The sequence below is a fragment of the Paraburkholderia phymatum genome, assembly GCF_038900715.1.
Classification (GTDB): Bacteria; Pseudomonadota; Gammaproteobacteria; order Burkholderiales; family Burkholderiaceae; genus Paraburkholderia; species Paraburkholderia phymatum_A.
Window position 1 is genome coordinate 171,983 of sequence record NZ_JAYMRZ010000008.1, and the last position, 12,687, is coordinate 184,669.

General features: G+C 65.9%; 12 protein-coding genes. 5 read left to right on the plus strand and 7 right to left on the minus strand.

What is annotated here, in order from left to right:
• Nucleotides 1-69: 69 nt before the first annotated feature.
• Nucleotides 70-1,140: a CaiB/BaiF CoA-transferase family protein gene (locus VSR68_RS17010; RefSeq protein WP_342941079.1), complete on the plus strand. Its 1,071-nt coding sequence runs from the start codon at nt 70-72 to the stop codon at nt 1,138-1,140.
• A gap of 158 nt (nt 1,141-1,298) precedes the next feature.
• On the opposite strand, the gene VSR68_RS17015 is transcribed toward VSR68_RS17010, so the two are convergent.
• From VSR68_RS17015 to alr, 3 genes are all read right to left on the minus strand, one after another.
• Entirely contained in the window at nt 1,299-1,562 is a 264-nt protein-coding gene (locus tag VSR68_RS17015) for a DUF2866 domain-containing protein (RefSeq protein WP_342940964.1), read from the minus strand.
• Between the two features lie 140 nt (nt 1,563-1,702).
• Nucleotides 1,703-3,079, minus strand: coding sequence for a DNA repair protein RadA (gene radA / locus VSR68_RS17020; protein WP_342940965.1), 1,377 nt, complete (start codon nt 3,077-3,079; stop codon nt 1,703-1,705).
• Between the two features lie 63 nt (nt 3,080-3,142).
• A complete protein-coding gene (gene alr / locus VSR68_RS17025) occupies nt 3,143-4,213 on the minus strand; it encodes an alanine racemase (protein ID WP_342940966.1) in 1,071 nt (356 codons plus the stop codon).
• A gap of 219 nt (nt 4,214-4,432) precedes the next feature.
• Between alr and lplT the strand changes: the two genes are divergently transcribed.
• The gene (lplT, locus tag VSR68_RS17030; RefSeq protein WP_342940967.1) at nt 4,433-5,740 is read left to right on the plus strand and encodes a lysophospholipid transporter LplT; all 1,308 of its coding nucleotides are present in this window, start codon (nt 4,433-4,435) and stop codon (nt 5,738-5,740) included.
• Nucleotides 5,741-5,891: 151 nt separating this feature from the next.
• Nucleotides 5,892-6,698 (plus strand): bifunctional hydroxymethylpyrimidine kinase/phosphomethylpyrimidine kinase, encoded by an 807-nt coding sequence (thiD, locus tag VSR68_RS17035; protein WP_342940968.1) that lies wholly within the window; start codon nt 5,892-5,894, stop codon nt 6,696-6,698.
• Nucleotides 6,699-6,754: 56 nt separating this feature from the next.
• On the opposite strand, the gene VSR68_RS17040 is transcribed toward thiD, so the two are convergent.
• From VSR68_RS17040 to tsaB, 4 genes are read right to left on the minus strand one after another with little or no spacing between them, the layout of a single operon-like run.
• Nucleotides 6,755-7,738 carry a DUF1853 family protein gene (locus tag VSR68_RS17040; protein ID WP_342940969.1) on the minus strand — a complete coding sequence of 328 codons (984 nt, stop codon included), beginning with the start codon at nt 7,736-7,738 and terminating at the stop codon, nt 6,755-6,757.
• Nucleotides 7,735-8,802 carry a uracil-DNA glycosylase family protein gene (locus tag VSR68_RS17045; RefSeq protein WP_342940970.1) on the minus strand — a complete coding sequence of 356 codons (1,068 nt, stop codon included), beginning with the start codon at nt 8,800-8,802 and terminating at the stop codon, nt 7,735-7,737. Before VSR68_RS17045 ends, VSR68_RS17040 begins: the two co-directional genes overlap by 4 nt.
• On the minus strand, nt 8,789-9,283 hold the full coding sequence (rimI, locus tag VSR68_RS17050; protein ID WP_087735398.1) for a ribosomal protein S18-alanine N-acetyltransferase: 495 nt from the start codon (nt 9,281-9,283) through the stop codon (nt 8,789-8,791). Before rimI ends, VSR68_RS17045 begins: the two co-directional genes overlap by 14 nt.
• Nucleotides 9,280-10,125, minus strand: a complete 846-nt coding sequence (gene tsaB, locus VSR68_RS17055; protein ID WP_342940971.1) for a tRNA (adenosine(37)-N6)-threonylcarbamoyltransferase complex dimerization subunit type 1 TsaB — start codon at nt 10,123-10,125, stop codon at nt 9,280-9,282. The genes rimI and tsaB overlap by 4 nt, the downstream gene beginning before the upstream one ends.
• 158 nt (nt 10,126-10,283) lie before the next feature.
• Here tsaB and VSR68_RS17060 point away from each other — a divergent pair, with 158 nt between their 5' ends.
• Complete coding sequence (locus VSR68_RS17060) at nt 10,284-10,553, plus strand: acyl-CoA-binding protein (protein WP_342940972.1); 270 nt, start codon at nt 10,284-10,286, stop codon at nt 10,551-10,553.
• Between the two features lie 397 nt (nt 10,554-10,950).
• Nucleotides 10,951-12,609, plus strand: a complete 1,659-nt coding sequence (locus VSR68_RS17065) for a DEAD/DEAH box helicase (RefSeq protein WP_342940973.1) — start codon at nt 10,951-10,953, stop codon at nt 12,607-12,609.
• Nucleotides 12,610-12,687: the final 78 nt, after the last annotated feature.

Below are 12,687 nucleotides of genomic sequence, written 5' to 3' on the forward strand. Positions count from 1 at the left end.
GGAAGACATGAGGAAAGCGAGGCCGCGCCAGCATCCACGGAGGGCTGGGCATTGTCGTCTACTGCCGCACTGAAGGGCTTGCGCGTGCTCGATCTGACACGCCTGTTGCCCGGTCCCGCCGCGACGCTCCGGCTCGCGGAAATGGGCGCCGACGTGTTGAAGATCGAAGCGCCCGGCGCCGGCGACGCGTCGCGCGTGATGATGCAAAGCAGCGCCGACCGCGTCGCCGGGCGTCCCGGCACGTTCTACCGTCAGTTGAATCGCGGCAAGCGCGAAACGCGGCTCGACCTGAAGTCCGAAGGCGGGCGCACTGTGCTGATGGCGCTCGCGCGCGAAGCGGACGTGCTGATCGAGAGCTTCCGGCCCGGCGTGATGGATCGGCTCGGCCTCGGCTACGACGTGCTGCGCGTGATCAATCCGAAGCTCGTCTATTGCGCGATTTCGGGCTATGGCGCGCAAGGGCCGTATTCGCAACTGGCCGGACACGATCTGAACTACATCGGCTATGCGGGCGTGCTCGACCAGCTCGCCGCGCGCGACGGTACGCCGATCCTGCCCAACTTCCAGATCGCCGATCTGCTGGGCGGCGCGTCGTCGGCCGTCAACCAGATACTCGCGGCATTGTGGGCCGTGGCGCGCGGCGGCGACGGGCAATTCGTCGACGTATCGATGGCGCATTGCACCTACGCGCACAACGTCGTCGCGCAAGTCGCGCTCGCCAACGACGGCGCGGCGCCCGTCGCGGGCAGCAGCCTGCTGAACGGCGGCGTGCCCTGCTACAACCTGTATCGCACGCTCGACGAACGATGGCTCGCAGTCGGCGCGCTGGAACTCAAGTTCTGGGAAACGCTGTGCATGGCGCTCGATCGCCCCGACTGGGCGACGCGCCACTGGAGCCTCGGCCAGGCAATCGCCGGACCGGATGCCACGCAACTGATCAAGGACATGGCCGAGCTGATCGCGACGCGGCCGCTCTCGGAATGGATCGAACTGCTGGTGCCGCTGGATTGCTGCGTGTCGCCCGTGCTGACGGCGGCGGAAGCGGCCGGGCACCCGTTGTTCAACGCGGCCGCGCGCGAGGCGCTGATCGCGCAACAGGCGGGCGATAAAGATGCGGACCGTCCGGCGAGTGGCGAGTGAACGTGTGACACAGAAGCTGCGCGTGTGAGGCGTGCGGCGGAACGTGGCGGCATATGGATTGTCCGGATCACAGCCCTTACCGCCCTTACCGCCCTTACCGCCCTTACCGCCCTTACCGCCCTTACCGCCTGAGCCGCCAGTCAGAATCGAACGGGCCGTCAGCGCCGCGGCAAGGTCTGCCTCGGTTCCCGTTCGTCGTCGACCAGCCGGTGCTTGCGTCCTTCGACGTGATGGCGGATCGTCGCCCGGACCTCGTCGGCCGTGACGTTTTCCGCGACGACACGCCGTGAAATCTGGCCCGCCGGGTCGATCCATTCGACGATCCGGCAGCCGCCGCCCCAAAGCCCGTGAATCGGCGCGGAAACGCGACAGCCGCGCAGATTCGCCAGAAGCTCGTCCGAAGTTTGATGAGACTGTTTCAAGACGTCTTCCTTTTTCAGTCGTGACGTTGCATCTCACGAGGATAGGGAAAACGAAAGGCGCCTAGGTTACAGACTCAGTCGAGAAATTTACAGCGTGTTACGCCGGAAAGCGGACGCGATCCGGCGGTGTCTGACGCCAATTATTCGAGTGTGCGCATGCGGTCAATGGCTTGCTCGATGCGCTCGACAGCGATCACCTGCAGTCCGTCGATGGCTTGCTTCGGCGCGTTGGCCTTCGGAATCAACGCAATCGAAAAGCCGAGCTTCGCGGCTTCCTTCAGACGTTCCTGGCCGCGCGGCGACGGACGGATCTCGCCCGCCAAGCCAACTTCGCCGAACACGATCAGTCCTTTCGGCAACGGCTTGTTGCGCATCGACGAGTGAATCGCGAGCAGCACGGCGAGGTCGGCGGCGGGCTCGCTGATTTTCACGCCGCCCACCGCGTTCAGGAACACGTCCTGATCGAAGCAGGCGATGCCCGCGTGACGATGGAGCACGGCCAGCAGCATCGCGAGCCGGTTCTGTTCGAGGCCGACGGCGAGCCGGCGCGGATTCGGCACGTTCGCCGTGTCGACGAGCGCCTGCACTTCGACGAGCAGCGGCCGTGTGCCTTCCTGCGTCACGAGCACGCACGAGCCCGGCACGATCTGCTCGTGCTGCGACAGAAACAGCGCCGACGGATTCGCGACGCCTCGCAGACCGCGCTCCGTCATCGCGAACACGCCCAGTTCGTTGACGGCGCCGAAGCGGTTCTTGAACGCGCGCACGAGCCGGAACGACGAGTGCGTATCGCCTTCGAAGTACAGCACGGTATCGACGATATGCTCGAGCACGCGCGGGCCCGCGAGGTTGCCCTCTTTCGTCACGTGGCCGACCATGATGATGGCCGTGCCCGACTGCTTGGCGACGCGCGTCAGTTGTGCCGCGCACTCGCGCACCTGCGCAACGGAACCCGGCGCGGACGTGAGCGCTTCCGAGTAGATGGTCTGGATCGAGTCGATGACGGCGACGTCCGGCTTTTCTTCGGCGATGGTCGCCTGAATCTTTTCGAGCTGGATTTCGGCTAGCAGCTTCAGCTCGCTTGCGTGCGAACCCGGCTCGAGCAGCGACAGCCGTTGCGCGCGCAACGCAATCTGCGCAGCCGATTCCTCGCCGCTCACGTAGAGCGCGCGCCGCTCGCTCGCGATCTGGGCAAGCGATTGCAAAAGCAGCGTCGACTTGCCGATGCCCGGATCGCCGCCGATCAGCACGACGCCGCCCGCCACCAGTCCGCCGCCCAGCACGCGGTCGAACTCGCCGACGCCCGTCGAGAAGCGCGGCACGTCCGACGCCTCGATATCCGCGAGCCGCTGCACGGGCTGGTTTTTCGCGAGCGACTGAAAGCGATGCGCGGCAGGCGATTCCGCGACCGTCTCGACGAGCGTATTCCACGCGTGACACGCCGGGCACTGGCCCTGCCACTTCGGCGCCTGCCCGCCGCATTCCGTGCAGGTGTACAACGTTTTCTGTTTAGCCAACTTGTTTTGTCACGCGTGGTTATTCGTTATGTCGCTGTTCGTTACGTCATGAGCCGGTGACGATCATTCGGCGCGCACGGGCACGCGCTGCGCGACGGCGCACATCAGCTCGTAGCCGATCGTGCCGCATGCCTGCGCGACGTCGTCGACGGGTAGTTGCGCGCCCCACATCTCGACGCGCGAGCCGACGTTCGCCTGCGGGCACGGCGAGAGGTCGATGGTGATCATGTCCATCGACACGCGTCCGACGATCCGCGTGCGGATGCCGTCGACGATGATGGGCGTGCCTTCGGGCGCTATGCGCGGATAGCCGTCTGCATAGCCGCACGCGACGACGCCGATGCGCATGCCTGCGCGCGCCGTGTAGATCGAGCCGTAGCCGATCGTGCTGCCTTCCGACAGCGTCTGCACGGCGATCAGTTCGGAGGCGAGCGTCATCGCGGGCTGCAGGCCCGTGTCCTTGATCGCGGAGCTGACGCCCGACGGCGACGCGCCGTACAGCATCACGCCCGGCCGCACCCAGTCGAAATGCGCTTCCGGATACCACAGCGTCGCCGCCGAATTGGCGAGGCTGCGCGCGCCCGCGATGCCCTGCGCGCCGCGCTCGAACGCTTCCATCTGGTGAGCGATGCCGCGCTCGCTGTCCGCGTCCGAGAAGTGGGTCATCAGCGTGATCTGGCCGACGCCCTGGCACGCCCGCGCGCGCTCCCACGCTGCGCGGAACCTGTCGGGCGTGTAGCCTAGCCGGTTCATGCCGGTGTTCATTTTCAGCTGGATATTGACGGGCTTCGACAGCCGCGCCATTTCCAGCATGCGCAACTGCTCGTCCGAATGCAGCGCCGTCGTGAGGCTATAGCGGTCGATGACGTCGATATCCGTCGGCCGGAAAAAGCCCTCGAGCAACAAAATCGGGCCGGCCCAGCCCAATTCGCGCAACTTCACCGCCTCTTCGAGGTCGAGCAAACCAAAGCCATCGGTTGCGCGCAGTCCCGGAAAGGCGCGGGCGAGACCGTGACCGTAGGCATTCGCCTTGACGACGGCCCAGATCTTGGACTTTGGCGCATAACGGCGTGCAACTGCGAGGTTATTGGCGAGAGCGGCGGTGTGAATAGTGGCTGAGACTGGGCGCGGCATGGGATTTTTTCGTAAAGACACTGTCGAATCAGGAGCTTACAGTGCGTTTTCAACACTTCGGAGGCTGACGTGACAATGCGATCAAGGATACTGCTAGTCGGGATTTGTCTATTTTCGTGATATAAAGCCGTGCGCACAACCCATTTCGAACGGAATAAGCCCGGACGCGCCACTGACGGCCGGGGCGGACGGACCGCAGCGAGGACAGCATCGCATCAGATGAAAAAAGGTTTTTACACCATCATGGCCGCGCAGTTTTTTTCCTCGCTGGCCGACAATGCGCTTCTGATCGCTGCTATTGCACTGCTGAAAGACCTTCACGCCCCGAACTGGATGACGCCGCTGCTCAAGCTGTTTTTTGTGCTGTCGTACGTCGTGCTCGCGGCTTTTGTCGGCGCCTTCGCGGACTCGCGCCCGAAGGGCCGCGTGATGTTCGTGACCAATACGATCAAGGTGGTCGGCTGCGTGGCGATGCTGGTCGGCGCGCATCCCCTCTTCGCGTATGGCATCGTCGGCTTCGGCGCCGCCGCGTACTCGCCCGCGAAGTACGGCATTCTCACCGAGCTGCTGCCGCCTGACCGCCTCGTCGCCGCAAACGGCTGGATAGAAGGCACGACGGTCGGCTCGATCATTCTCGGCACGGTGCTCGGCGGCGCGCTGATCAGCCCGCACATCGCGTCGCACATCATCAAGCACACACCCCACTCAATCCATACGCCCGCCGAAGCGGCGATGCTCATCATCATCCTGATCTACGTGATCGCGGCGCTCTTCAATCTGCGCATCCCCGACACGGGCGCCCGCTATCCGCGCCAGCAGCATGGGCCGATCAAGCTCATCACCGATTTCGCCGACTGCTTTCTCGTACTCTGGCGCGACAAGCTCGGACAGATATCGCTCGCCGTCACGACGCTGTTCTGGGGCGCGGGCGCGACGCTGCAGTTCATCGTGCTGAAATGGGCCGAAGTGTCGCTCGGCATGTCGCTGTCGGAAGGCGCGATCCTACAGGCCGTGGTCGCCGTCGGCGTCGCGGCGGGCGCGATGATCGCCGCCGCGCGCGTGCCGCTGAAGAAGTCGCTGACGGTGCTGCCTGTCGGCATCATCATGGGAATCGCCGTGATGCTGATGGCCTTCTATACGAAGCATCTGTTTCCGGCTCACTGGGGCGTGTACTACGGCAGGGTGCACATCCCCGGCTATCTGATTTTCGCCTATGCCTTTCTGATGGTCGTCGGAGCGCTGTCGGGCTTCTTCGTCGTGCCGATGAATGCGCTGCTCCAGCATCGCGGGCACGTGCTGCTGTCGGCGGGCCATTCGATCGCCGTGCAGAACTTCAACGAAAACCTGTCCGTGCTCGTGATGCTGTGTCTCTACGCCGTGCTCGTGTGGCTCGACGTGCCCGTCACCGTCGTGATCGTGCTGTTCGGCACCTTCGTCTGCGTGATGATGTGGCTCGTGATGCGCCGCCATCTGGCGAACCAGCGCGCGTTTGATTCGGTATCGCTGATTGGCGAAGCGCGGCACTGAGACCCGTTTCAGATCCGCTGCGTATTATTCTTTGATTGCGCTTTGATCGCGCTTTGATTGCGCTTTTGACCGGGCGTCGACTGCGCGTTGACCGAGCATCGTCCGAGGGCGCGCACGCGCCCTTCGCTTTTCAGGCTTTCCAGGTTTTTCCATGACCCGACCGATTCCCAACGTCCTGACGATCGCCGGCTCCGATTCCGGCGGCGGCGCCGGCATTCAGGCCGATCTCAAGGCTTTCTCGGCGCTCGGCGTGTATGGCGCGAGCGTGATCACTGCGTTGACGGCGCAGAACACGCGCGGCGTGACGGCGATTCACACGCCCGATCCCGCGTTCGTCGTCGCGCAGCTGGACGCCGTGTTCGACGACATCCGCATCGATGCCGTGAAGATCGGCATGCTGGCCAACGCGTCGATCGTGCGCGCCGTCGCCGACGCGCTGCGCCGCCACCAGCCGAAGCATGTCGTGCTCGACACCGTGATGATCTCGAAGAGCAATCATGCGTTGCTCGCGCCCGAAGCCGTCGATGCCGTGCGCGACGAACTGCTGCCGCTCGCCGATCTGCTGACGCCCAATCTGCCGGAAGCCGCCGCGCTGCTTCGCACGCCAAGCGCCACCGACGAGGCCGCGATGGTCGATCAGGGCGAAGCGCTGCGCAAGCTCGGCGCGCGCGCGGTGCTGATGAAGGGCGGCCATCTCGCCGCCGCCGACAGCCCCGACTGGCTCATCCAGGACAGCGGCACGATGCGTCTCGCCGGCCCGCGCGTGCCGGTGAAGAACACGCACGGAACGGGCTGCACGCTGTCGTCGGCGATCGCGGCATTGATTCCGCAGCGCGACGATCTCGCAAGCGCCGTCGCCGATGCAAAGGCTTATCTGACGGGCGCGCTCGAACAGAGCAGCCGGCTCGACGTCGGCCATGGCGTCGGACCAGTGCATCACTTCTATCGTTGGTGGTAGCAGCGGGACGGTAGCCGCGCGGCTTCAGGCGTCGAAGCTTCACGCGTCGATTTGCGTCACGCCTGACGCGTCGGCTGCCGCGCAAACGCTTGTGCCCGCTCGGGCCAGTCGTCGGGCACGATGAAGCCGCGCGAACGCTCGACCCAATGTCCCTCTGCATTCCCGACGAATGCGGCGACCATCGTCGGCGCCGTCTGCTGCATCAGCTGCTGCGCGAGCGTATTGGCTGAAACGAAGCTCGCCGCGTGCCGGCTGTCGTGGATGCGCGGCGAAAGCCATTCGAGCCTCGGCAGCACGATCCACGCATCCGCATGGCCGCTGGAAAACGACGGCCAGTCGGCCTGCGTCGACCACCAGCCGCGCGCATGCGCGGGATCGATTTCGGCGGGATCGCGCTCGTTCGCGCCGTTGCGATAGAAGAGCCAGCCCTTGACGAACATCTGCGCGTCCCAAGGCCCGCGATGGCCCAGCGACGCAAACTCCTCGCGCGCGCTCAGCCGCAACTGATGATCGAGCAGATGCGCGAGCTTCAGATCGAAGCGGTCCTGCAGATTCGGGCCCACGTAATCGGCAAGTTCCGCGCGGCCGTCGCCCGCGTGCAGATAGCATTTGACGGCCAGTTCCCAATGCAGCCGCCGGCCCATCGGCGTTTCGACGAGAAAATCGCATTCGCCTAGCGTGATGCCTTTGCGCCGCAGCGGCACGTTCGCCGCGACCAGCCGCGCGGCCGGGCCGTGCGTCAGGAACCACGCGAGCAGACACTCCGCGTAGCGGCCGAGGCGCGTCACGCGCGCGGCCGCGATATGCCGGTGCAACGCGGCGGGATCGGCGTCTTGCGCGTCGAGCCAGTCGATGGTCGCGGCTGCTGCATCGGGCGATTCGAACGGCGTGGCGAGCACGCCGGACGGCGGTTGCGAGCGCAACAGATCAGGGCTGAACAGGAGCCACGCGATGTCGCGCACGGCGGCGTCGGACAGCGCATCGAGCCGGGCCGTCGATGGCGCCTCGAACGAAGCGGTCGGCCCCGCGGCGTCCATCATTTCGACGCGTCCGCCGGCGTGTCGTGCGGCGACGCACTGTGCCAGGCATCGCGGGCGAGACACAGGTCCTGCCACGACTTCGCCTTGTCGCCGAGGCTGCGCAGCAGATACGCCGGATGGTACGTGACGACCACGGGCACGCCCTCGTACTCGTGGACGCGTCCGCGCAGCGACGAAATGCTCGCTTCCGTCTTCAGCAGACTCTGCGCGGCAAAGCGGCCGAGCGCGACGATCAGCTTCGGCTTCACGAGCGCCACCTGCCGTTGCAGATACGGCTCGCAGCGCGCGACTTCGTCCGGCTCCGGATTGCGATTGCCGGGCGGGCGGCATTTGATCACGTTGGCGATATACACGTTCATGCCGCGCGCAAGACCGAGCGAGCGCAGCATGTTGTCGAGCAGCTTGCCCGCCTGGCCGACGAACGGCTCGCCCTGCTTGTCCTCGTTTTCGCCGGGCGCTTCGCCGATCAGCATCCAGTCGGCCTCGCGGTCGCCGACGCCGAATACCGTGTTCGTGCGTTTCTCGCAGAGGCGGCAGCGCTCGCACGCCGACACGCGTTCTTCGAGCGCGTTCCAGTCGAGCGTGTCGACGGCAGTTAGCGCCTGGCGGGCGACTTGCGCTTCGGCGTGCGACGGCGGTTCGGTGGGAAGGTCGTCGAACCATGCGAAGTCGTCGTCGGGCGGCGCTGCTTCCGTGTCGGGCGCGGACGCACGGCGGGCTGGCTGCGGCATCGCCCTTTTTGCTTCGTCCGGCGTTGTTTCGCGGCGTGACGAGGGCGTATGTTGCCGCTCCGCTTGCGGTTCGTTTGCGTCGTGCGAGACAGCGGCGCTGGCCACTTCGTTGCCGTCGTCGTCGCCGTTGCCGCCACTCGCGGCAGCGGTTCGAACGGCCACATCTTCGCCGCGGGCCTCCACATCGGCGCTCGTCGCCGCACGAGTCACAGCATCGGCGTTTTCCGCCTGCGATTGCGTGTCATCAACCGTCGCCGCGTGCTGTGCGCCCCCACGGCGCATCCACATCGGCGCGAGGCCGAGTTCTTCCAGCGCGGATTCATGCAGCGCCATCTGCGCCCTCCTTCTCGAAACTGAAACGCATCACGATGGCGTCCTCCCGGCTGCGATGCCGCGCCGGATAATAATTCTTGCGGCGCCCAATCGACGCAAAGCCAAAGCGCTCGTACAGCTTGATCGCGCGATGGTTCGACGGCCGCACTTCGAGCAGCATTCCGGCGAGCCTTTCACTGCGCGTCACCCGGACGGCTTCGCGCAACAGCGCAAGGCCCGCGCCCGCGTGCTGCGCGGCGGGCGCGACGCACAGGTTCAGCAGATGCATCTCGTCGACGACGGGCATCAGCACGCAATAGCCGATCAGCGTGCCCGTCACGTGACGCAGACATATGCCGAAGTAGCCGTTACGCAGCGAGTCTTCGAAATTACCGCGACTCCACGGAAATTCATAGGCGAGCTTTTCGACAGCCGCGACCTCGTCGAGGTCGCCCTCCGTCATCGGCGACATATAGCGGTCCGCCAGCAGCACGCCGCTCATCGCGTGCCCTCGCCCTCGGCACTGTGCGCGGTCTGTGTCGATGACGACGATGACGCCGACGCTGCCGTTTGCGCGTGCTGCGCGGCCCTCGCGGCCATGCGCTCTTCCGTGGTCTGCGCGACCTTGTCGCGGATGTACTCGGGCGCCGCCTGGTCGGCGGGCAGCGCGCGGCCCGCGCGGAACGCGCGCAGCGCCGCAAATGCAATCGGCAGCGCGTGGGGCACGGCTTCGTGATCGACGGTTCGCGCGACGCTCGCCGCCTTCAGACGATCGCCGAACGCCGCCGCGGCATTGCCGGCCAGCGCGAACGGCTGGTCCGGCAAGTCGAGCGCGTCGGGCGAGCCGAGCGCGGCGGAATGGACCGTGCGCCACTCGCGCGTGTCGTCATCCCACGCGTAGTCGGCCCAATAGACCTCGTCCATGCGCGCATCGAGCGCGGCAAGCACGCGCGTGGCCGACGGGTCGCGCCGGCGCGCGCTCTCGGCGCACGCGAGCAGCGTGCCGACGGGCACCACAGGGCAATTCAACCCGAACGCGAGTCCTTGCGCGACGCCCGTCGCGGTGCGCAAGCCCGTGAACGAGCCAGGCCCGGCGCCGAACGCGATCGCGTTGCAGTCGGCGAGCGCGAGGCCCGCTTCGTCGAACAGTTCGCGGATGGCGGGAAGCAGCCGCGTGCTGGAGACAGCGCCCGTCGATTCATGGCGCACCCAGACGCGCGGTTCGGGAGCAGACGCGTCCGCCTCTTCGGCCGATGAAGTGTCATCGGCCGATTCAGTGGACAACAGGGCGACCGAGCAAAATTCGGTCGAAGTATCGAGGGCAAGCAGCACGGTTTTCGTCATGACCGCTATTGTAATGCGGCGCCCAGCGTCGCCGGATGCGAACGCGACCCGGCCTGCCAGGCGCCGCGTTTGGAAGGATCGCTCCAGCTTCGCAGGGCCGCGCGCCGGGTGTCGCTTGCTATGATCGACGCCCTATCTCGAAAAGCATGGAGGATCTGATGAGCGACGTGGACGGTCTCTTCTTGAAGGCACAGGAAGATGTGAAGCAACTGCCGGAGCGTCCGGGCAACCTCACGCTGCTGCGCCTGTACGCGCTCTTCAAGCAGGCCACCGACGGCGACGTGCACGGCGACAAGCCCGGCTTCACCGATATCGTCGGCAAGTACAAGTACGACGCCTGGGCCGCGCTGCAAGGCACTGCGCCCGACTCGGCGAAACAGCAATATGTCGAACTCGTCGAGTCGCTCAGGAACGGTACCGAGGCCTGATCGATACCGAGACCGGCAGAGCAAGCCGCCGATCCTTCTTACGAATCGGCGGCTTTCGTTGAGACGAGTCTTAGTGGTGGCGCAGTGCAGCAAATATCGATATAATGCGGTCTGCGCTTCACCGCTTTGGCGGAAAAAGCGCCTCGTAGCGTTTTGCTCCAATCCAGTTTAGAACCTGTCCCCTCCTGCAAGGCCCCACGGGCCGTCAAGTCCAGGCTGGCGGCAAGCCAATTCCGGCGTGTCGCATTCGATACAGCTTCTAACGAGAAACTCGCCTTCATTGTCGCGAGTTGCCCCCGTTTTTCGATTTGCTCGCTGCTTCTTTGCTCGCTGAATCCGACGACTTGGGTATGCCGATTGGCGCCGACGTGTTATTTCCCATGTTTCAAGGATTCTCATGACTTCGAGCAATACCACCAGCCCGCTGAACGCCATCGCCGATCAAGCCCTCGGTCTCGACACGCCCGACACGGCCGTGCAAGCCCCCGAAGCTGAAGGCCCGACGTTCGCTGAGCTGGGTCTGTCGGCGGAGATCGTCTCCGCGCTGACGGCAGCCGGCTACAAGACGCCGACCCCCGTTCAGCAGCGCGCGATTCCCGCTGGCATCGCTGGCCGCGACCTTCTGGTGTCGAGCCCGACGGGTTCGGGCAAGACGGCTGCGTTCATGCTGCCCGCCATCGAGCGTTTCGCCCAGCTGCAAAAGACGCAAGCCAATCAGCCGCGTGAGCCGCGCGAGAACAATGGCGGTGGTCGCGGCCGCCGTCCGATGCCCGTCGCGCGTCCGGGCCTGCTGGTCCTCACACCGACCCGCGAACTCGCGATGCAGGTCACGACGGCCGCTTCGACCTACGGCAAGCACCTGCGCCGCCTGCGCACCGTCAGCATCCTCGGCGGTGTCGCGTATGGCCAGCAACTGATGCTGCTCGCCAAGAACCCCGAAATTCTCGTCGCCACGCCGGGCCGTCTGCTCGACCATCTGGAACGCGGCCGCATCGATTTGTCGCAGTTGCAGATGCTCGTGCTCGACGAAGCCGACCGCATGCTCGACATGGGCTTCATCGACGACATCGAGACGATCGTCGCCGCGACGCCCGCCACGCGCCAGACGATGCTGTTCTCGGCGACGCTCGACGGCAAGATCGGCTCGCTGACGGGCCGTCTGCTGAAGGACCCGGAGCGCATCGAGATCGTCCAGCGCATCGAACAGCGCACGAACATCGCGCAGACCGTGCACTACGTCGACGACCGCGATCACAAGGATCGCCTGCTCGACCATCTGCTGCGTGACGCCGGCCTCGACCAGGCGATCGTCTTCACGGCGACCAAGAGCGACGCCGACATGCTGGCCGGCCGTCTCGCCGACGCAGGCTTCGAATCGGCTGCGCTGCACGGCGATCTGCCGCAAGGCGCGCGTAACCGGACGATCCGCGCGCTGCGCGAGCGCCGCGTGCGCGTGCTGGTTGCGACCGACGTCGCGGCTCGCGGTATCGACATCCCCGGCATCACGCACGTGTTCAACTACGACCTGCCGAAGTTCGCCGAGGACTACGTGCACCGTATCGGCCGCACGGGCCGCGCGGGCCGCTCGGGCATCGCGGTGAGCCTCGTGCATCACGCCGAACAGGGCGCGTTGAAGCGCATCGAGCGCTTCGTGCGCTCACCCTTGCCCGTCAACGTGATCGCAGGCTTCGAGCCGCGCAAGGCGCCGCCGGCCAACGGCCGCGGCGGCTTCGGCGGCCGTGGCCGTCCGGGCGGCAACGGCAACGGCGGCCGACGCTTCGGCGGCAAGCCGGGCTACGGCTCGCGCGACGGCAACGGCAATGGCGGCGGCTATGGCGCACGTGAAGGCAACGGCGGCTACGGTGCGCGCGAAGGCGGCAACGGCGGCCGTAGCTGGGGCAACAACCGGCCCGCGGGCGGCTCGCGTGACGGCGGCTCGCGCGACGGTTATCGCAGCGAAGGCTACCGTGGCAACCGCGAAGGCGGCTATTCGCGTGACAGCGGCTACGGCGCACGCCGCAACGACGGCCCGCGCAACACGCGCCGCGGCGACTAAACCGCTTGCGTTTGGGCTCTCGAACGTCTGACACAGGCGGACGAGAACAGCCAGACATGAAGAACCGACGCCCCGGCG

What these genes read in the sequence shown, in the direction of transcription:
- alr (WP_342940966.1), bottom strand. Translation starts at nt 4,213, where the DNA reads ATGCCGCGCCCAGTCTCAGCCACTATTCACACCGCCGCTCTCGCCAAT.
- lplT (WP_342940967.1), top strand. Translation starts at nt 4,433, where the DNA reads ATGAAAAAAGGTTTTTACACCATCATGGCCGCGCAGTTTTTTTCCTCG.
- thiD (WP_342940968.1), top strand. Translation starts at nt 5,892, where the DNA reads ATGACCCGACCGATTCCCAACGTCCTGACGATCGCCGGCTCCGATTCC.
- VSR68_RS17040 (WP_342940969.1), bottom strand. Translation starts at nt 7,738, where the DNA reads ATGATGGACGCCGCGGGGCCGACCGCTTCGTTCGAGGCGCCATCGACG.
- VSR68_RS17045 (WP_342940970.1), bottom strand. Translation starts at nt 8,802, where the DNA reads ATGGCGCTGCATGAATCCGCGCTGGAAGAACTCGGCCTCGCGCCGATG.
- rimI (WP_087735398.1), bottom strand. Translation starts at nt 9,283, where the DNA reads ATGAGCGGCGTGCTGCTGGCGGACCGCTATATGTCGCCGATGACGGAG.
- tsaB (WP_342940971.1), bottom strand. Translation starts at nt 10,125, where the DNA reads ATGACGAAAACCGTGCTGCTTGCCCTCGATACTTCGACCGAATTTTGC.
- VSR68_RS17060 (WP_342940972.1), top strand. Translation starts at nt 10,284, where the DNA reads ATGAGCGACGTGGACGGTCTCTTCTTGAAGGCACAGGAAGATGTGAAG.
- VSR68_RS17065 (WP_342940973.1), top strand. Translation starts at nt 10,951, where the DNA reads ATGACTTCGAGCAATACCACCAGCCCGCTGAACGCCATCGCCGATCAA.